At 57.9% G+C, this 18,728-nt stretch carries 20 protein-coding genes and 1 tRNA gene; 11 read left to right on the top strand and 10 right to left on the bottom strand.

Annotated features, from left to right (window positions below; genetic code table 11):
• Positions 1-210: 210 nt before the first annotated feature.
• The 3 genes from HCG46_RS02565 to HCG46_RS02575 form a co-directional block, all read right to left on the bottom strand.
• Complete coding sequence (locus HCG46_RS02565) at positions 211-738, bottom strand: hypothetical protein (RefSeq protein ID WP_168684462.1); 528 nt, start codon at positions 736-738, stop codon at positions 211-213.
• Between the two features lie 76 nt (positions 739-814).
• Positions 815-1,009, bottom strand: a complete 195-nt coding sequence (locus tag HCG46_RS02570; protein ID WP_023000595.1) for a hypothetical protein — start codon at positions 1,007-1,009, stop codon at positions 815-817.
• Positions 987-1,703: a hypothetical protein gene (locus HCG46_RS02575; protein WP_023000594.1), complete on the bottom strand. Its 717-nt coding sequence runs from the start codon at positions 1,701-1,703 to the stop codon at positions 987-989. The genes HCG46_RS02570 and HCG46_RS02575 overlap by 23 nt, the downstream gene beginning before the upstream one ends.
• A gap of 447 nt (positions 1,704-2,150) precedes the next feature.
• Between HCG46_RS02575 and HCG46_RS02580 the strand changes: the two genes are divergently transcribed.
• On the top strand, positions 2,151-3,068 hold the full coding sequence (locus HCG46_RS02580) for a hypothetical protein (protein ID WP_168684464.1): 918 nt from the start codon (positions 2,151-2,153) through the stop codon (positions 3,066-3,068).
• A gap of 129 nt (positions 3,069-3,197) precedes the next feature.
• Here the strand turns inward: HCG46_RS02580 and HCG46_RS02585 are convergent.
• Together HCG46_RS02585 and HCG46_RS02590 are read right to left on the bottom strand one after the other, a co-directional pair.
• A tRNA-Lys gene (locus tag HCG46_RS02585) sits at positions 3,198-3,273 on the bottom strand.
• Positions 3,274-3,353: 80 nt separating this feature from the next.
• Positions 3,354-3,710 carry a hypothetical protein gene (locus HCG46_RS02590; protein WP_168684466.1) on the bottom strand — a complete coding sequence of 119 codons (357 nt, stop codon included), beginning with the start codon at positions 3,708-3,710 and terminating at the stop codon, positions 3,354-3,356.
• A gap of 270 nt (positions 3,711-3,980) precedes the next feature.
• On the opposite strand from HCG46_RS02590, the gene HCG46_RS02595 reads away from it, so the two are divergent.
• The 3 genes from HCG46_RS02595 to HCG46_RS02605 all read left to right on the top strand — a co-directional run bounded on the left by HCG46_RS02595 (position 3,981) and on the right by HCG46_RS02605 (position 7,351).
• A complete protein-coding gene (locus HCG46_RS02595) occupies positions 3,981-5,756 on the top strand; it encodes an acetolactate synthase 3 large subunit (protein WP_055655364.1) in 1,776 nt (591 codons plus the stop codon).
• A 29-nt stretch (positions 5,757-5,785) separates the two neighbouring features.
• Positions 5,786-6,358 (top strand): acetolactate synthase small subunit, encoded by a 573-nt coding sequence (ilvN, locus tag HCG46_RS02600; RefSeq protein ID WP_023000590.1) that lies wholly within the window; start codon positions 5,786-5,788, stop codon positions 6,356-6,358.
• A gap of 180 nt (positions 6,359-6,538) precedes the next feature.
• On the top strand, positions 6,539-7,351 hold the full coding sequence (locus tag HCG46_RS02605) for an arylamine N-acetyltransferase (protein ID WP_168684468.1): 813 nt from the start codon (positions 6,539-6,541) through the stop codon (positions 7,349-7,351).
• A gap of 62 nt (positions 7,352-7,413) precedes the next feature.
• Here the strand turns inward: HCG46_RS02605 and HCG46_RS02610 are convergent, their stop codons facing one another.
• Complete coding sequence (locus tag HCG46_RS02610) at positions 7,414-8,157, bottom strand: hypothetical protein (protein ID WP_168684470.1); 744 nt, start codon at positions 8,155-8,157, stop codon at positions 7,414-7,416.
• Positions 8,158-8,430: 273 nt separating this feature from the next.
• Between HCG46_RS02610 and serA the strand changes: the two genes are divergently transcribed.
• Positions 8,431-9,675, top strand: coding sequence for a phosphoglycerate dehydrogenase (serA, locus tag HCG46_RS02615; protein WP_023000587.1), 1,245 nt, complete (start codon positions 8,431-8,433; stop codon positions 9,673-9,675).
• Positions 9,676-9,760: 85 nt separating this feature from the next.
• Here serA and HCG46_RS02620 read toward each other — a convergent pair whose 3' ends face one another.
• Positions 9,761-11,020, bottom strand: coding sequence for a GGDEF domain-containing protein (locus tag HCG46_RS02620; protein WP_023000586.1), 1,260 nt, complete (start codon positions 11,018-11,020; stop codon positions 9,761-9,763).
• Positions 11,021-11,275: 255 nt separating this feature from the next.
• Here HCG46_RS02620 and HCG46_RS02625 point away from each other — a divergent pair, with 255 nt between their 5' ends.
• From HCG46_RS02625 to HCG46_RS02650, 6 genes are all read left to right on the top strand, one after another.
• On the top strand, positions 11,276-11,716 hold the full coding sequence (locus HCG46_RS02625) for a DCC1-like thiol-disulfide oxidoreductase family protein (protein ID WP_168684473.1): 441 nt from the start codon (positions 11,276-11,278) through the stop codon (positions 11,714-11,716).
• Positions 11,709-13,388 carry an SDR family oxidoreductase gene (locus HCG46_RS02630; RefSeq protein ID WP_168684475.1) on the top strand — a complete coding sequence of 560 codons (1,680 nt, stop codon included), beginning with the start codon at positions 11,709-11,711 and terminating at the stop codon, positions 13,386-13,388. The genes HCG46_RS02625 and HCG46_RS02630 overlap by 8 nt, the downstream gene beginning before the upstream one ends.
• A gap of 118 nt (positions 13,389-13,506) precedes the next feature.
• The gene (locus HCG46_RS02635; protein ID WP_077292396.1) at positions 13,507-14,256 is read left to right on the top strand and encodes a pyridoxine 5'-phosphate synthase; all 750 of its coding nucleotides are present in this window, start codon (positions 13,507-13,509) and stop codon (positions 14,254-14,256) included.
• Positions 14,256-14,840: an HD domain-containing protein gene (locus HCG46_RS02640; protein ID WP_168684477.1), complete on the top strand. Its 585-nt coding sequence runs from the start codon at positions 14,256-14,258 to the stop codon at positions 14,838-14,840. The genes HCG46_RS02635 and HCG46_RS02640 overlap by 1 nt, the downstream gene beginning before the upstream one ends.
• A 46-nt stretch (positions 14,841-14,886) precedes the next feature.
• Positions 14,887-15,510, top strand: a complete 624-nt coding sequence (locus HCG46_RS02645; protein WP_023000581.1) for a LysE family translocator — start codon at positions 14,887-14,889, stop codon at positions 15,508-15,510.
• Between the two features lie 89 nt (positions 15,511-15,599).
• On the top strand, positions 15,600-16,142 hold the full coding sequence (locus HCG46_RS02650; protein WP_168684479.1) for an NADPH-dependent FMN reductase: 543 nt from the start codon (positions 15,600-15,602) through the stop codon (positions 16,140-16,142).
• Positions 16,143-16,166: 24 nt separating this feature from the next.
• Here the strand turns inward: HCG46_RS02650 and HCG46_RS02655 are convergent, their stop codons facing one another.
• The 3 genes from HCG46_RS02655 to HCG46_RS02665 form a co-directional block, all read right to left on the bottom strand.
• Positions 16,167-16,799 (bottom strand): DUF1826 domain-containing protein, encoded by a 633-nt coding sequence (locus HCG46_RS02655; RefSeq protein ID WP_168684481.1) that lies wholly within the window; start codon positions 16,797-16,799, stop codon positions 16,167-16,169.
• The gene (locus HCG46_RS02660) at positions 16,796-18,010 is read right to left on the bottom strand and encodes a GTP-binding protein (protein WP_168684483.1); all 1,215 of its coding nucleotides are present in this window, start codon (positions 18,008-18,010) and stop codon (positions 16,796-16,798) included. The genes HCG46_RS02655 and HCG46_RS02660 overlap by 4 nt, the downstream gene beginning before the upstream one ends.
• A 212-nt stretch (positions 18,011-18,222) precedes the next feature.
• Complete coding sequence (locus HCG46_RS02665) at positions 18,223-18,702, bottom strand: Lrp/AsnC ligand binding domain-containing protein (protein WP_168685563.1); 480 nt, start codon at positions 18,700-18,702, stop codon at positions 18,223-18,225.
• Positions 18,703-18,728 lie beyond the last annotated feature (26 nt).

The following is an 18,728-nucleotide window of genomic DNA, read 5'->3' on the forward strand; positions in this document are numbered from 1 at the left end:
AGTGCCCGGGCGACTACTTCTTCGCTTCTTGGGTAACACCTAAGGAAAGTTGAAGAAGAAATCTCGCGTGCAGCAAAATTCTTTGCTAATCTGCGATTGGCGAAACGGGATCCATACCAATCTCGGATTGAAGCGGCCTCTGCACATCAGGGGACGTCTGGAAGATGTACCGGCGCGAAAAGCCGGCCGCTTTCCAGGCGAGCAGACCGTTCAATGGGTTTCTCGACGCCGGAAATTGTCTGAAAGGCAAAACAAAAAATGACATGTAAAGACAAGGCGGCAGGGATGAGCGAAGATCAATACACCAAAGAGCAGCTCGAATTCCTGGAAATATTTGAAATTGCAGCAAGATATGACTGTCTGTTCCTGCTCGATTTCCATTGCTTCGATCTGTTCGACCACGACCAGACCAGCCTGCTGAGCGACGGCGAACGTGCCCAGTTGGCGGCAGCGGCAAGATATGACATCTATGCCGAAGCCATGCAGAAGGGGTTTCTTCCGAAATCCAGTCCCTTTGGAGGCGTCCATGAGCATCAACACTTTTGTTGAGCCGCTACCCTTCTCGCTGATCGAAAACGGATTGGCGGGAGACAAGACGCAGTTTCTGTTCAAGACCTGGCGCGAAAACGAAGGCATCATCGTGCAGGACAGCCGCATGACGCAGCTGAGCCCGTATCTGCTGATGACCTTGCCGACCGCCGAGCCGGGCGACGTGCCGCCGCTGACCTTTGTGGGCAAGCACAGCACCTTCCGCCGGTTCTTTCCACAGGCTCTTGACCCGGAAACACCACGTCCGCCGACCAGCTTCCTGCCCTCAGTCTACCGCCAGGGCGTTGCTGATGCCTACCAGATTGCCATGGAGGGCGAGCCCTGGTTCGACATCCAGCGCACAGGCAACAAGCTGGGCGAAGGTGTGCCGGACATGACGCTGCAGCGTCTCCTCGTGAAATTCCGCACCAGTGCCGGGTTCACGCGGATTTTCTGCCTCATGACTTTGCTTGAAGTCCATTCGCGATCCTATCAATCAGATCGCACACATCGTCAGCTGTGTTCGCAACAAAAATCAGATTGGCATCCAGCGTACCAGGCAGCGGCTCAACCCAGTTCAGTGCATGAAAGTGTGCACGGGTAAAGCCGCAGTCGCGCCAGAAGCCGTCCATGAAGTTGAAACCCTGCACCCAGCCGTAATAGAAGCCGGCGCCCCACTCGTCCAATGCCTCGATCTGGGCCATCTGGTTGAGCAGGCCGCCGAGCTTCGAACCGCGCCACTCCTTGGCAACTTCCGTTCCGCCCAGATAAACAACGTCGCCGGTAATGCGCCGGCCAACGCGCGGCTGCTTGTCACTCAGCACAACCTTGCCGCCCTCCGCATCCGGGTAGCAGCGGTGAAAATACTTGCGCCAGAAATCGGTCAGCGTCATCGGATAGGCCATTCTGTCGAAACGGGCACACACCCGCCCGACCATCCGGTCTTCCTCGTCCACCAACGCCAGCCAGAACGCCTGTGAAGGCGTATAGGTGTTGAGACTGGGGGTGAAATGCCCCTCCAGTCGCTTCAGGCCGCTGGCCGCCGCCATGGCCTCGACAACATCGAAATCCGACCCGCGGCGCAGCATCAGCCCCAGGCGTTGAAACTCCCTGTCTATAACGCCCCAGGCACGTTTCAGCTGTGCCTTGTCCAACTCGAAATCCAGTTTATGCATGGATGTCCCGTCTGATGTTGCCCTTCATCCGCATCCTGCAAAGAGCGGCCGCGTCAAACGCGGCGATCGCCTTGTTTGCCAATAGATTAAATAGGCACCGATTTTCCCTGCTTGGCAGCACGTTAAGTTGTCTGCCAAGGCGGTCAAACAAGAAAAAATATCAAGGTTAAAACTTGCGGGTACCGGTTTGAAAGAACGGGAGTTTTCAACCGGAGATTCACAAACTTGGACAGCCCATTTAAATGTACACGCAGGAAACACAAATAAGAATTTCAACTCTGAGTAAAAAGAAAGCAGTGGACAAATTGGAACGTTACCCAAGCAGCTCGATAACAACTAAATTTAGACTGTCCAACCCAAAGAGCAGATGTGTAATATCAACGTCCACGAAATGAACGATTATAGATTCTAAACATACAAAATTTGGCTATTTATTCGGTCACCAAAATGTCAGAAATAAAGGAAGATGATGCTCAACGATCGCAAAAGTTTCGCTTTAGCGAACCGATAATACTTCTAATTCTCTCTATAGCTTCATATATTTACACCTATTCTAGTCAAAGAGCGTATCTGCGCAGTTTTGGTATTGATGAGATATTTGTTTCAGTTGAGATTGATGCTGTAGTGCGAGCTGGTGGATGGCTTGCTGCCTTAGCACTGCTTTTTTACTCAGTCCTGCAATTACCAACAAAATTAGTTTCGAGGTTTTTTCAATCACTATACGTACTTGAAATCCCATTATTGCTTTATGCGATTTTTTACGCGTTTTACGCTTCAAGCGGCTTCAGCTGGACAGCAGTAGTATTCTTCTTGCTTGGTTCATTTTACCTTTTCTTTGATTTAATATTTGTAATTCGTTTCATAAGAAAAAAAGGTTCTTTTGAAGACTACTTTTTTCAGCAAATTGAAGAATCAAATAAAATTCGAAAAAAAAGCATAGGAGAAGGGCTGGCGAAAGTAATAGGCAGAGACGACTGGATTTTAATTCTTATCCTCATATTTATGACCTACAGTCTTGGTTCACTGATCGGTTCATACATGGGAGACAGGAAGTCAGAATTTATGCAATTTCAGGACTCAGGCAAAAATTTTCTTATCATTCAAAGAGTTTCAGGATCGTATCTCGCAGTTGGATATGAAGAACAAAGAGATACCCCCCCTATTGTCAGCAACATGGTGAAAATAATACAGCCAAAAGAATTGTCTGAAAAAATTATGGTAAATAAAAAATTTGAAACCAATCTAATTCGCAAACCCACTCTCAAACGTAAATCTTTTGAAGAATGGTATCAGAAAGACTTCCTATCATTATTCATAAATAGACCAGACGATTCGCCATCGCCCACTCCATCTCCTCACGAATGACATTAAATTATTTTAAATAATAACTAAAATCTCAATAACAGCCATTATACATCTTACGTTAGATGAACGTTCACGGCGCAAGCATTGCGCTTTACCGCAATTTCTTCAGCAATTTCAAAGGAAAGAAAATGGTGGGTGAGTGGGGGCTCGAACCCCAGACCCGCTGATTAAGAGTCAGCTGCTCTACCAACTGAGCTACACACCCAAAGCGACAGGGCCGCGAGAACCGCGCGGCACGTCGGATGGCGGGTGTATATAGTGCGATCCGATTTGGCGCAACGGTTTTTATGACAATTTTTTATCATGGCCGGTCTGCGGGGAACGCAACCCGGAGAAAATCCGCAGCCGCCGGAAGGAAAGCTCGTTAACGCCGCCCAAAAGGCAACTTTCAGAAACATCTTCGATCTTTTGCGCAATTTTCGAAATTAAGGCTTGACCGGTTTTATCCGCCTGACTAGGGTGCGGCGCATCAAGACCGGGGCAGACGTGACGGGCTTGGGCCAGCTTGTTGAAGTCGCTGTCATATCGGCTTGCCTCAGGTTGGCGGGACAAACCCGGTTCCGGGAGTTCCACAACGACGTCGAACCGGGCCAGACGGCCTGCAGCATCAAAGGACCGGGACGACATGGCAATGTCGCTCATTCTAGTAGTAGTAGGAAAGCGCGCCTCCGCGGCGGGATAACCCCGTACGGACAGGATGGCGCGCGACCAAGGCTCCCAAAGGGGCCTTTTTTTGTACCCGCCTCCTGACCACGCATTTTCCACCACTGCCCGGATCTTTGACGCCGCATGCGTCAGGCCAGACAGACAGTGTTTTATCAGTCCGCGCCCTATCGGGCAGGATTGACAGAAGAACAAACAGTTATGTGAGCCAAAGCCTGATCCACAGGCGAGAATGCAAGGACGAAACGAATGACACGGGAAATGACCGGCGCCGAAATGGTCATCCAGGCGCTGAAAGACCAGGGAGTTGACACGATCTTCGGCTACCCGGGCGGTGCTGTGCTTCCCATTTACGACGAGATCATTCAGCAGGAAGGTCTGGAGCATATTCTCGTACGGCACGAACAGGGCGCAGGCCATGCCGCCGAAGGCTATGCCCGCTCCACCGGCAAACCGGGTGTTGCCCTGGTCACCTCCGGTCCAGGCGCCACCAACATGGTGACTGCCCTGACCGACGCCATGCTGGATTCCATTCCGCTTGTCTGCATTTCCGGCCAGGTACCGACCCATCTGATCGGCAACGATGCCTTCCAGGAGTGCGACACGGTCGGCATCACCCGCCCCTGCACAAAGCACAACTGGCTGGTCCGCGATGTCGACGACCTGCCGCGCATCCTGCATGAAGCCTTCTATGTCGCCACTTCCGGCCGTCCGGGCCCGGTTGTCGTCGACATTCCGAAGGACGTTCAGTTCGCGACCGGCACTTACCAGGGCCCGACGCCAAACCCGGCTGCCGCGCACAAGAGCTACCGTCCGCAATTGAAGGGCGATGCCTCCAGCATCCGCATGGCCGCCGAATTGATGGCAAACGCCAAGAAGCCGGTTCTCTATACCGGCGGCGGTGTGATCAACTCCGGCCCGCAGGCCTGCCAGTTGCTGCGCGAACTGGTGTCGCTGACCGGCTTCCCGATCACCTCCACGCTGATGGGCCTCGGCGCCTATCCGGCGTCCGGCGACAACTGGCTCGGCATGCTGGGCATGCATGGCACCTACGAAGCCAACATGACCATGCACGACTGCGATGTGATGATCTGCATCGGGGCCCGCTTCGACGACCGCATCACCGGCCGGACCGATGCCTTCTCGCCGAACTCCAAGAAAATTCATATCGACATCGATCCGTCCTCCATCAACAAGACGATCAATGTCGACCTGCCGATCATCGGCGATGTCGCCCACGTGCTGGAAGACCTGGTGCGGATATGGCGGTCTTCTTCGCTGAAATCCGATGCTAAGGCCATGAAGGACTGGTGGACGCAGATCGATCAGTGGCGGGCACGCAACTCGCTGGCCTACAAGCCGAACAGCGACGTCATCATGCCGCAATACGCGATCCAGCGTCTCTATGAACTGACCAAGCACCGCAAGACCTTCATTTCCACCGAAGTCGGCCAGCACCAGATGTGGGCGGCTCAGTTCTACGGCTTCGAGGAGCCGAACCACTGGCTCACCTCCGGCGGCCTCGGCACCATGGGCTACGGCCTGCCGGCTGCCATCGGCGCGCAGGTGGCCCACCGCGACGCGCTGTGCGTGGACATTGCCGGCGATGCATCGATCCTGATGAACATCCAGGAAATGTCGACTGCCGTTCAGTTCGGCCTGCCGGTCAAGGTGTTCATCCTCAACAACCAGTACATGGGCATGGTGCGCCAGTGGCAGCAGCTGTTGCACGGCAACCGTCTGTCCCATTCCTACACCGACAGCCTGCCGGACTTCGTCAAGCTGGCCGAGGCCTATGGCGGGGTTGGGTTCCGGGTCGAAAAGCCGGGTGATCTGGACGGGGCAATCGAGGAAATGATTGCGGTCGACAAGCCTGTCCTGTTCGACTGCCGCGTTGCCAATCTGACCAACTGTTTCCCGATGATCCCCTCGGGCAAGGCTCACAACGAAATGCTGCTGCCGGACGAAGCCAATGACGAAGCGGTTGCCAACGCCATCAGCGCCGAAGGCAAGTCGCTCGTTTAAGGTGAAATAGGCAAAAGGACTTTAAGAAAATGAACGCACAGAATGTTGATGCGCCTTCCGCCTATTTCCTGGCAGAAGTCAGCAACGAAATCGAAACCCACACCCTATCGCTCCTCGTCGACAACGAGCCGGGTGTCCTTGCCCGCGTGATCGGCCTGTTCTCCGGCCGTGGCTACAACATCGACAGCCTGACCGTGTCGGAAACCGAACACGAGAAACACCTGTCCCGCATCACCATCGTGACCACCGGTACGCCGATGATCATCGAGCAGATCCGCCATCAGCTCGACCGGCTGGTGCCGGTGCACCGGGTGACCGACCTGACCGTTCGCGCCAAACGCACCAACCAGGACAAGCCGCTGGAACGTGAGCTTGCCCTGGTGAAGGTGGCAGGCACCGGTGAAAAGCGCCTGGAGGCCCTGCGCCTTGCAGATGCCTTTCGCACCACCGTGATCGACGCGACGACGGAACATTTCGTCTTCGAGATCACCGGCCGGACCTCCAAGATCGAGCAGTTCATCTCCATCATGAAACCGCTCGGTCTGGTCGAAGTCTCCCGCACTGGCGTTGCTGCCGTTCAGCGTGGACCAGAAGGCCTTTAAGGGGTCGCTTTCTGATCTCAAGGCCCGTCGCACCCGGTGCGGCGGGCCTTTTTGTTTTCCTGCGCATATTGAGGCACGGCACACAGCAGATCGGGCGAATTCCCGCCGTCGTGTTCCTTGGCAACAGCCGAAGACTTGCCTACATGCATCGGACACCTCGAAACCGGACAGAACCTGCCCATGCCCTTCGATCTTAATATCTATCTTGAGCGGATTGGCCTGCAGACGTGCCCGGCCACCCTGGACGGCTTGCGGGCCCTGCAGGCAGCTCAGATCAGCGCCATCCCGTTCGAAAACGTTTTGCCTTTTCTTGGCAAGGTTCCAGAGCTTGGCCGGGACAGCCTCTGGCAAAAGCTCGTTCAACACCGTTGCGGCGGTTACTGCTTCGAGCTGAACTCTCTGCTGGGTGACGCACTGGCAGCCATCGGTTTTTCCTCCCGGCAGGTGCTTGCCCGGGTTCGCATGGGGGCGGCGGAGGGTGGAGCACGCTCACACCTTGCCCATGTCGTGACGTGTGATGGCAGCGAATGGCTGGTCGATGCCGGGTTCGGCGGCCAGGCTCCAGCCGAGCCTGTGCGCATTTCAGAAGAACGCCAGCAGGTCCGCGACCAGGTCTACAGGATACGCTTCGAAGCTGTGTCAGGAGAGCACGTACTGGAACGACAGACTGAGGAGGGTTGGTTCCCGCTCTACGGATTTGACCGGGTAGACGTCCGCCCTGTCGACATTGAAGCCGCCAATTTCCTGTGCGCCGCCTCGCCCAGACAGTCCTTTGCGGGCAGCATGAAATTCTACCGGCTGACGGATAGGGGTTTCATCAGTTTTCTGGACGGCCGGGCCCGGTTTGTCGGTGGCGGCAACAAGCGGGAGTGGCTGATCGAGGAAGCGGAAGACCTTGGCCGCTTCATGCGCAACGACCTTGGCCTCGGATATGACGACGACACGGTGCGAGCCATTGCCTTGCGATTGAGGGATCTGCGCCGTCTCGACTGAATTGGGTGCAACAGCACCGCAATACCGAGAGGCCTGCGGGATTTCCACAGGCCTCGCCTTTCCTAAAGCTTGCTCTCGATGTTGATCGTCAGCGTCTTGCGCAAGGGTGCGTCGTCCGGTCCGCTCATCGGCGCGACGTGGTGCCAGGAATTGTAGGTCTTCACGAACAGGACACACTGGTTTTCCTCAAACGGGAATGTCTTCAGCGTATCAACATCCTCGAGAGGCATCGCCTTGTTGATGTGGTTGAAGACCTTCGTCCGGTCCTTGGGAAGGCACACCGCCGTGCCGCCACCCCACGCGTGATCCCAGGCTCCCGGCTCCATCATGGACAGAACCAGCGTGATCAATTTATGCGGAGCGTCGGTGTGCGGCAGGATCTGACCGCCGTTTGCCGGCATCATGGAGAACTCGAACCGGGCACTGATCTCGGTCTGGCGACGGAGACGACTCAGCAGGCTGGCCTTCCGCTGCCCATCCTTCGCAATCACCTTGAGCCGGCGCAGGCCCAGGTCGATATTGTTGGCGGTCAACATATCCAGCACGTTATCTATGAAGTTCTCGGATTTCACATAATCGTAAAACGCTTTCCAGTCAGGTGTCTCCGACAGGAACTTGTAGTAGTTATCCGGATTATTGATATCGGACAGAGAATATTTGTGTCCAAGGTTTGGCATGTATTTGAACAGATCCTTGTCAGGATAGCTCTCGACGAGTGACCGGTACATTTCCGGCGGCAATACATCTGTTACATAGCAAACGGGATATGGCTCGTAATCGAATTGAGGCCCGCTCAATTTCAACATGGATCGGGGTCCCTGCTCTCGCTTGGTGTTGGATTTTATTCAAGCAGCCGGTTGGAGATCCGGCCGAAACGCGCCCCCGCCGCTTATTGGCACAGGCTGTCGTCCGTCAGCAACCGCTTTCACAAACACCGGGGTGACAAAACGCGCGGTGTCGGCTTGCGTTCCATCAAAACGGCGCCCTAGACGCGACGTGAACGAGCGCGTATACGACACGCGCGCTGTTAGCGCCGATCCGGCGCGATTCAAACCAATCAGACCAAAAGGCATTTCGCCATGATTCACGGTCTCTCCCGGCCGAAAAACCAGATCCGCTGGCTGCTGCTGGAAGGCATTTCGCCGACCGCGCGCGCGGTTCTTGAAAAACACGGTTATACAAACGTTGAAGTCCTGTCCGGAGCCCTGGAAAAGGACGCGTTGATCGACAAGCTGCAGGGCGTCCAGATGCTCGGCATCCGCTCCCGCACCCAGGTGACCGAAGAGGTTCTGGAAGCGGCCAAGAGCCTGGTTGCCGTCGGCTGCTTCTCCGTCGGCACCAACCAGGTCGACCTCAAGGGCGCGCTTACGCGCGGCATCCCGGTTTTCAACGCCCCCTTCTCGAACACGAGATCCGTGGCCGAACTCACCGTTGCCGAAATCGTCATGCTGATGCGCGGCGTCTTCCCGAAATCCACCGCGGCCCACGAAGGCCGCTGGATGAAAAGCGCTGCCGGTTCCCACGAAGTTCGCGGCAAGACACTTGGTATCGTCGGCTACGGCAATATCGGCACGCAGTTGTCGAACCTGGCCGAGGCCATGGGCTTGCGGGTGATCTACTTCGATCTCGTCGACAAGCTGCAGCACGGCAACGTGATGCCGTCCGAAAGCCTCGATGGCCTGCTGGCTGAATCCGATGTCGTGTCCCTGCATGTTCCCGATACGCCGGAAACGCGCGACATGTTCGGTGCTGACCAGATTTCGAAGATGAAGAAGGGCGCGTTCCTGATCAACAACGCCCGCGGCAAGGTTGTCGATATCGACGCTCTGGCCGCCGCGCTGAAGTCCGGTCACCTGGCAGGCGCTGCCATCGACGTCTTCCCGGTCGAGCCGAAGTCCAACAAGGACGAATTCCTGTCGCCGCTGCGCGGTCTCGACAACGTCATCCTGACCCCGCACGTGGGTGGTTCGACGGAAGAGGCCCAGGACCGGATCGGCGAGGAAGTCTCCAAGCGACTGGTGGAATACTCCGATGTCGGGTCCACCATCGGCGCCGTCTCGTTCCCGCAGGTTCAACTGCCAAAGGGCACGTCGGCCACGCGTTTCATCCAGGTGCACCACAATGCTCCCGGTGCCATGCGCACGCTGAACGACCTCTTCACCCGGCACAACCTCAACATCTGTGCCCAGTACATGCAGTCCCATCTGGACATCGGCTACGTCGTTCTGGATGTCGACAGCCCGGTGGAAGATCCGGTCAGCATTCTGGAAGAGATCCGCACCCTGCCCAACACCATCCGGGCAAGGCTGCTTAACCGGGTCTGATCGTCCCGGCCTTCAGAAACGACAAAAGCCCTGGAGTATTTCCAGGGCTTTTTCTTTTTCAAACGCTTTGGCTTACCAGATTGGTCTAATCCACCGTGACCGGGCTGAAGACCCGGTTGCGCCCCTGTTTCTTGGCTTCATAAAGCCGAAGATCCGCCTGCCGGAACAGGGCCTCCATTGTGTCGCCGTCCTGCGGCGCACTGGCCAGACCGATGCTGACCGTTACCTTTTCCGGAAGATAGATCTTGCTGAAGCGCTCGATCGCCTTGCGCAACCGCTCGGCCATGGAGGTCGCGCCTTCCACCGACAGTTTCTCGCACAGAAGCACGAACTCTTCGCCGCCCACCCTGTAGAGGTGATCGTCGGAACGCAGGTTGTCGGCCAGAAGCCGGGCAACCATCTTCAGGATCTCGTCACCGGCCTGGTGGCCATGCCGGTCGTTCACCTGCTTGAAGTGATCGATGTCGATCACGAGCAGTGACAGGGGTCGGTTTTCCTGCAGGTTCTTGGCCAGGATCTTGGGCGCATTCTGGTCGTACTGGCTGCGGTGAAGCGTGCCGGTCAGGTGATCGCGAATGGAAGCTTCCAGAAGCTTGTGGTAGCGCTCCCGGTAGGTCAGCACCTGAAACACGTCCTTGAAGGACCTGTTGGTGAGCCAGCTGCTCTCGTTGTCGAAATACTTCAGGTAGAGGATGAACAGCGCCGTATAGACCAGCGTAGCCACCATCTTGGCTGCCCAGCCGCCGACAAACACATGCCAGGGTGCACCGGAAACATAATGCAGCGCCAGGAAGAACCCGGCCTGGTCGAAAGTCAGCACTGCCGCGCCGCAGATCAGGAAACGCAGGCCAAGGTGCCGCCCGACCCAATTGCCGATCCGCTCATAAAGCACGATGATCGCGATCGCGTCGACAAACAGCAAGATGGTGCCCCAGACCATCAGCAGCCCCATTTCATCGATAAAGGCGAAATCCGGATTGCGGCCGTCCGTGACCGAGATGGTATCGTGGTTCCGCAGGATCATCACCAGTGCGACGATCAGGAAGTTGCCGATCAACAGGCCGTAGATCGGCTGGCGGACGATCAGCGCATCCTCGCGGATGTAAAGCAGCAGGATCATCAGAAGCTTGCCGGAAAAAAGCACTGTCGACCCGGGGGAGACGATACCGAACGGCAACTCGATGTAAAAGACGCTGGCGAGATATGTTTCCAGGAAATGCATCACACCAAGCGCGCACATGAAGACGCCGATACCGATCACCTGACGAGCCCGCAGAAGGCTCATCATGACGATGAAATAAACGGCTGCCTGGGCCAAGAGGAGGAGCGCGTTGGAGATGGCCATGGATTACCTGGTAGTTTTCTCGATCCGAGACCTCGATGTATGCATTGATTCTCGTTCGGATCGACACCGAAATCGGTTTCAGTCCGGAACAAGCTTAAGAATCGGGCCCCTTGCGGCCAGTCTTAGAGGAAACGGCGGAACCTGAAAACCTAGTCGTAATACTGTACTGCGACCTTGTGCGGGCTCGCCGAACCCTGCGTTGCAACCCTACATGAGAGGCGGAAACCTGTCATTGCCCGCGAAAGCCCCAAGACGATGGAAACCAGACGCAACGTCAAACCGGCCCCGCCCGCCCTTGCACATCTTCCCGACAACCTGATCGTCTTTGATGGCATTTGCGTTCTGTGCTCCGGCTTTGCCCGGTTCGTCGCCAGGCACGACCGGACAGCAGGCTTTCGCTTTGTCGACGCCCACTCGGACATCGGTCAGGCACTCTACCGGCACCACGGGCTCGACCCGCAGAAGATGGAAACCAACATCGTTATCTGCCGCGGCCGAGCCTACACCAAAATGGCGTCCTTCACCGCAGCCATGAAAAGTCTCGGCTGGCCCTGGAAGGCGCTCACGGTACTGGATCTTCTGCCGCGCAGGCTCACGGACTGGACTTATGACAGGATTGCCCAAAACCGCTATCGGCTCGGCAGACGAACCTGTCCCCTGCCGTCGGCGGCCCTGAAGGAACGGCTCCTTGACTGAACTTTCCCGAAGGAAACGCATCGTCGTACTCGGTGGCTATGGCGTTTTCGGCGGAAAGCTGGCCGAGGCGCTGCTCAGACACGAGCATCTGGAAGTCATCGTCGCAGGTCGCAGCCAGCAAAAGGCTGAAGACTTCTGTCGCCGGCATGGTGGCACTGCCGCCGTTCTGGATCGTACGGCACCTGATTTCGCTGCTGCCCTTCTCGCCCTTCGCCCTTTCGTCACCGTCGACGCCGCCGGACCGTTTCAGGCCTACCGGCAATCCCCCTACGTTGTTGCGGAAGCCGCCCTTGCCGCCGGCAGCCATTATCTGGATCTTTCCGACGATGCCGGGTTCACCAGCGGTATTCCTGTGCTCGACGAGCAGGCACGCTTGAGCGGTCTGGCCGTGCTGTCTGGCGTTTCCAGCGTACCGGCTCTCTCTTCGGTTGCGGTCGAAGCTCTTCGGCATGAGTTCTCACAGGTCGACCTGATCGAAAGCACCATCCTGCCGGGCAATCGTGCACCTCGTGGCCTCTCCGTCATCGAAGCGATCCTGGCCCAGTCCGGCAAGCCCGTTTCCGTCTACCGCGATGGCGGATGGACAAAGGTCATCGGCTGGACCGGTCTCTCCCGGCGCCGGATCGGCCCGGAAGGCAGCAGCGGCCTTTCAAAGCGCTGGTCGAGTTTCATCGGCGCGCCGGATCTGACACTCTTTCCCAAGGTCTACAACGCCCGAACGGTGCTGTTCCGGGCGGGACTTGAACTTTCACTCCTTCATCTGGGCCTCTGGGCTCTCTCCTGGCTGGTGCGTCTTCGCCTTGTCAGGTCACTGCAAGCTGCCGCTCCACTCCTTCGTACTGTCGCGGGCTGGTTCGAACGGTTCGGGTCCGACCGCGGCGGCATGGAAGTCCGGCTTGCCGGGCTTGGCAAGGACGGCCAGCCGTTGGCCGCCAGCTGGACACTGATTGCGGAAGCCGGCGACGGGCCGCATATCCCGGCAGTCCCGGGCGCTATCTTGTGCAAGCACCTTGTCGAAGGTGTTGTTCCAGCCGGAGCGCGGCCAAGCCTTGGTGAATTCAAGCTGGCAGACGTCGAGGAGGCCACCGCTCATCTGAACGTCCGCACCTTCGCTGCAAAGCAGGCTGCACCGGTCTTGTTCCAGCAGGCACTCGGCAGCAGCACCTTCAAAGCTTTGCCTGAAGAGATCCGCTCCCTTCACACAGTATTTGACCGCCGGCAATGGATCGGTGAGGCAAAGGTCACGCGCGGCACCTCGCGGCTCGGCCAGTTGCTGTGCCGTATCGTCGGCTTTCCGCCCGAAGCAGATGCAACTCCGGTGAAAGTGACCATCAAGCGGCAGGGCGACAAGGAAATCTGGCAGCGCAATTTCGGCGGCAAGACTTTCCGGTCCGTGCTCAGCCTGTCAGGTGCACCGGGCTCCGGCGTCGTTCAGGAGCGCTTCGGACCGACAACGTTCAACATTCACCTGAACCTGAAGGGCGATGCACTCGCCTATCCCGTTCGCAGTGGCAAGCTGTTTGGCATTCCCTTGCCGCGCTGGTTGTTGCCGATCAGCGAAACAGCCGAGACGGCACCGGATGGCATCTTCCGCTTCGACGTCGAGATCTCCCTGCCCGGTCTCGGGCGGCTCGTGCGATATCAAGGGTGGCTGAAGCCCCACCAACACTGAAAAACATTGTCTCTAGTGACAATTCCTCGTTTGACTTCAACGGCTTTTGACACAATCTTGCGAACCTGACCCAGTCTCTTAAAGCCAGATCAGAACCGTTTTCACCGGACTATCAATCATGCCTGCCGTTTCGCGCCTTTCCGTCAATGTCAACGCCATCGCCATGTTGCGAAATCGCCGGGATCTGCCCTGGCCGAGCGTGACTGGCCTTGCGGCCATCGCGATGGAAGCCGGCGCCAAGGGCATCACCGTGCATCCTCGTCCGGACGAACGCCATATCCGCAAGACGGACGTGTTCGAGCTGTCCGAGCTGATCGAGGACCGGTTCCCGAACAAGGAACTGTGCCTGGAAGGCTATCCGGCCCCCGATTTCATGAAGCTGGTGGAGGAAGCTCGCCCCGAACAGGTCCTGTTCGTGCCGGACGACCCGCAGCAGTCCACCTCGGACCATGGCTGGGATTTTTCGAAAGACACCGGCGCGCTGGAAACGGCGATTGCCGCCGCCAAGGAGTGGGCGGTTACAGTCTCGCTCTTCTGCGATCCGGACCCGGTTGCCCCCGAACACGCTGCCAGGCTTGGGGCGGAACGTATCGAGATCTACACCGGCCCCTATGGCGCCTGCTACGATGACCCGGCACGCGCCGAAAAGGAACTCGACATGATTGTCGCCACGGCGGAAGCCGCCCAGGCCTGCGGGCTCGGCGTCAATGCCGGGCATGATCTGACCGTCGAAAACATTCCTGCCCTGATGGCGCGCGCCCCCTTCATTCGGGAAATGTCGATTGGCCACGGCTTTACCGCCGATGCGCTGATCCATGGCTTTGCCGAAAGCGTTGCCCGCTTCCGCCGGGCCATGGGCGAGATCTGATGAACGACACTTTGGCAAAGCAGGTCGCGTTTCTTCTGGAAACCGACAAGCTGAAGGAAGTCGTCCGACTGAACCAGCTCACGGGTGGCGCCCGGCGCGAGACCACGGCCGAGCACTGCTGGCACGTGATCCTGCAGACGCTGACGCTTGCCGAGCACGCCCCTGCCAGCACCGACATCAACCACGTCGTCAAACTGCTCGCCGTTCACGACCTGGTCGAGATCGACGCAGGCGACCACTGGGTCACAGACGACAACCGGGCCGGCATCAAGGATCTTGAACAGGCAGCCGCAAGCCGACTGTTCGCCCTGCTTCCCTCATCGCAAGGCCTGGATTTCAAGGCTCTTTGGCTGGAGTTCGAAGCCAACGAAACACCGGAAGCCAAATTCGCCAACGCGATGGACGCGCTACATCCGATGGTGCTGGTCTTTGCATCCGGCCTGGACGATCCGACCCATGAACCCATTTCCGCCGAAGCGTTGAAGCTGACGAAGGAATCCCGCCTGTCTCCCTTCCCGGGTCTTTGGGATTTTGCCCAGGACCTGCTGAACAAGGCCGTACGCGACGGCCGGCTGCTGCCCTGAAACATCCTTCCGGCTGCACCCCGCAGCCTTTGCTTCGAGAACCGAAATGCCGATAGATCTTTGGCTCGTCTTTATTGCTGTCTCGCTCCTGCCTGCCGTCAGTCCCGGCCCCGCAGTCATGCTGGCCATTTCCAACACGCTCCGGTTCGGCCGTAACGCGACCCTCGCTTCCGCTGCAGGCAATGCCACGGGACTGGTAATCCTGGGATACGCGGTCGCCCTCGGCTTCGGCGCCCTGATGGCAGCCTCCGCCGTGGCCTTCACGGTGCTGAAGGTCATTGGTGCCGCCTATCTCATATTCATCGGCCTCAAGATCTGGCGCGACAAGTCTGCCTTTCACGTGGAAGATGGTGTCCTGATTGCCCGCAAAAGCCCCAGAAAGCTGTTCCTCGAAGCGCTGCTCGTTTCCGTCACCAATCCGAAGGCGATTCTGGTCATCACCGCGCTGTTCCCGCAATTCATGCGCGCCGACGGCATCGATCTCACGGAGATCTCGGTGCTGTCCTTCACCTACGCCGCATTGTGTTTCGCCAACCATGCCGCAATTGCCTATGCAGGCGGTCACATGCGCCGCTTCCTGACATCTGCAAAGCGCATGCTGTGGGTACGCCGGATCACAGGCACGCTCTTTGTCGGCTTTGGTGCAGCACTGGCCGCTGCCAGCCGGTAAAAGGCGCGAACTGGTCGGTCGTTGGGGGATCACGATACGGGGCGAATCCGATAGGCTCGCCCCTAGCCTCCTTCAACCGGACCAGTCTCTTGCGCTTCAGGATCCTTACATTTTGCGGCAGTCTTCGTGCTGCATCGTCCAATCTGGCCCTGCTGAGCGCAGCAGAACGACTGGCGCCCGACGGGCTCGTTCTCAACCGCTATGACCGCATCGGCGATCTGCCGCATTTCGTGCCGGATCTGGATATTACCGACCACCTGCCGGAGATCGTCATCGACCTGCGTGAACAGGTTGCGCGCGCCGACGGGCTGCTGTTCGCCGTGCCGGAATACATGCATGCACTACCCGGCAGCTTCAAAAACACTCTCGACTGGATGGTTGGTTGTCAGAAGTTTCCGGGCAAGCCGGTCGCGCTTGCCCACGTCACCTCCCGCCACGCCTTTGCCCCGGTTCAGCTGGAAGAGATCCTCCGGACCATGTCCGCCGAAATCGTCAGCGAAGCCGGATTTTCGCTTGGCCTCACCAGCAATGCCATCACCCCTGAGATGATCTGTACGGATGCCTCCCTCGCCGCGATCGTCACGCGACAGCTCGACCGATATCAAACCTGGCTAACCCGAGAGCGTGGCTGAGGCCCTTTCGGAAATGCAGCCCGCCTAGTCTGCCGGATCGATCACCAGAAGAAGCCGCGGTCCACCTGCCGGAGTTGCGGCCGGAGACCGGTGCAAGAGAGCGGTTCTTTCGCCGCAAGACCATTGACGGCCGCGAAAAACGGCAACGCCCCCAGACGGCACCTGACGGATGCGGCCAAGCTCCTCAGCCACATTTTCCGGAACATATTCCGTGCCCGGCCCGCGATAGGTGCACAACAACCGGGCGCGAACATTGTCCAGGTGGAACTTCGGACACATGACGTCTTCCGAAACATCCAGCCGCAATCGCAGCAGACGCACTGTCAGCGTCTTTGCCAGCATCAGGGCAAGTGCCCCGACATCACTTGCCAGCATGTTCCTCTCCCGACACGCAGGAAGTCCATGGCTCTCGCAAGCCGCCCGGACTGCCGCCTCTGCCAGATGCACAGGCACCACCGTGCGCAGGTCCGGCAGGTTGTCTTTCGGCAAGTCATTCACCCACCTCTGAAATTCGGGATCCGGCATTCGCCGCCAGATAGCGGCGGCGATGCCCGGATCGCGAATGTCGGCGAGAATGTCCGGATCCCGGCCGATAATCACATCCCTTGCGGCAGGCCCGCTCGAAAGGGCGTCCACCTTCGGTTCCAGCGCTGTCATGCTGCGCGGTCCGCATGGCGGAAGGCTGGAAAGGGATCCGGCAGTTGCGCAAAGACCGAAAGTTCGTTCCCCGCGTTTTCGCCGATCAGGCACGCGTCGAGCCGGCTTTTCAGAAGTGGCCAGTCGATGCCCGCACCGATGAAGACAATTTCCTGCCGCCGGTCGCCAAACGGTTCGACCCAGAGCGACTTCGCATAGGCCCGGGCGCGGTCGTCATCCGGCCAACGCTCCTGCGGCACCGACGCCCACCAGGTGCCAAGCGGACTGATGCTGGAGAGCGCCCCGGCCAACGAGAACTCGATCACCCATTGCGGCCGGCTGCCGATCCAGAAATGGCCCTTGGCGCGGATCACGCCCGGCAACTGCCCGTTGAGCAGCTCATGGATCTTTTCCGGTTCGAATGGCCGCCGTGCCCGGTAGACGTAGGAGGCAACACCATATTCCTCGGTTTCGGGAATGTGGTCGGCAAAGCCGTAAAGCTCCTTGGCCCACATCGGGTGTTCATGAGCCTTTTCAAAATTGAAGAGCCCCGTGTTCAGGATGTCGGAAGGCGAGACTTCCGAGTAGTCGGTCTCGATAATCTTCGCATCCGCGTTGAGACTGCGGATGATCTTGCGGGCAGCATCCACCTGTCCGGCCGACGCGGCACCCACCTTATTGAGAACCACCACATCGGCAAACTCTATCTGGTCCGTCAGGAGATGCACCAGCGTGCGTTCGTCCTCCTCGCCCAGCGTCTCTCCCCGATCGCTCAGGAAATCATGGCTGGAGTAATCCTTCAGCAGATTGACCGCATCGACCACCGTCACCATCGTGTCGAGCCTTGCCACATCGGCGAGGCTGTCGCCGGCTTCGTCTCGGAATTCGAAAGTCGCTGCCACCGGCAACGGTTCGGATATCCCCGTTGATTCAATAAGCAGGTAGTCGAACCGCCCTTCGCCAGCCAGGCGGCGAACCTCGTTCAGCAGATCGTCGCGCAAGGTGCAGCAGATGCAGCCATTGGACATCTCGACAAGGGTTTCCTCGGTCTTGCTCAGCTCCGCGCCGCCTGCCCGCACCAGGTCTGCGTCGATATTCACCTCCGACATGTCGTTGACGATTACAGCCACCTTCAACCCGGAACGGTTGTTGAGGATGCGATTGAGCAAGGTGGTTTTTCCCGCTCCAAGGAACCCGGACAGAACGGTTACAGGCAGGCGTCGATCGGACATATGGCCTCCAGCAAGTTTGATATGTTATGTTATTACATATCAAATCTGTACTTTATTGCCGGTGACCAAGGCAACCGTTTTTTAAGCCAGGGCGATCGAGGCTCACTGACGGCAGAACAATGGAAGGGAATTTCAGGCAGCAGATCCGGGGCGCTCATCAGTCGTCCGGTCTGCGAGGCCGGCGACCAGGAAGCCAGGGAAGCCGAACTATTTCAGAAAGGCAGCGGAGCGTTGTCCGTCACTTCCTTCATGACAAAAAACGTGCGGGTCTGGCGCACACCCGGCAGCGCAATCAGCTTTTCGCCGTGCAGCTTGTTGAAGTCCGCCATGTCCCGTGTGCGGATTTTCAGGAAGTAGTCGAAGTCGCCTGCCACCAGGTGGCAGTCGAGAACAAAGTCCGCCTTGCGAACCACCTCTTCAAACTCCGCAAAACTTTGTGGCGTCGACCGGTCCAGCACCACACCCACGATCACAAGGGCAGATCTGTCGACCTTTTGCGGATCGATGTGCGCGCGCACGCCCTGAATGAAGCCCTCGTCGAACAGCCGCTGCGTCCGTCTGTGACAGGTCGCCGGGCTGACATTTACCAGACCGGCAAGTTCGGCGTTGCTGAGGCGGCCATCTTCCTGCAGCAGCTTGAGAATTTTGCGGTCAATCCGGTCGAGCTCACCAGCCTTGGAAGAATCTTTCAGTTTTTTGACCTTAGTTCGATGATTGA

Source organism: Labrenzia sp. PO1 (genome assembly GCF_012273635.1).
GTDB classification, from domain to species: domain Bacteria; phylum Pseudomonadota; class Alphaproteobacteria; order Rhizobiales; family Stappiaceae; genus Roseibium; species Roseibium algicola.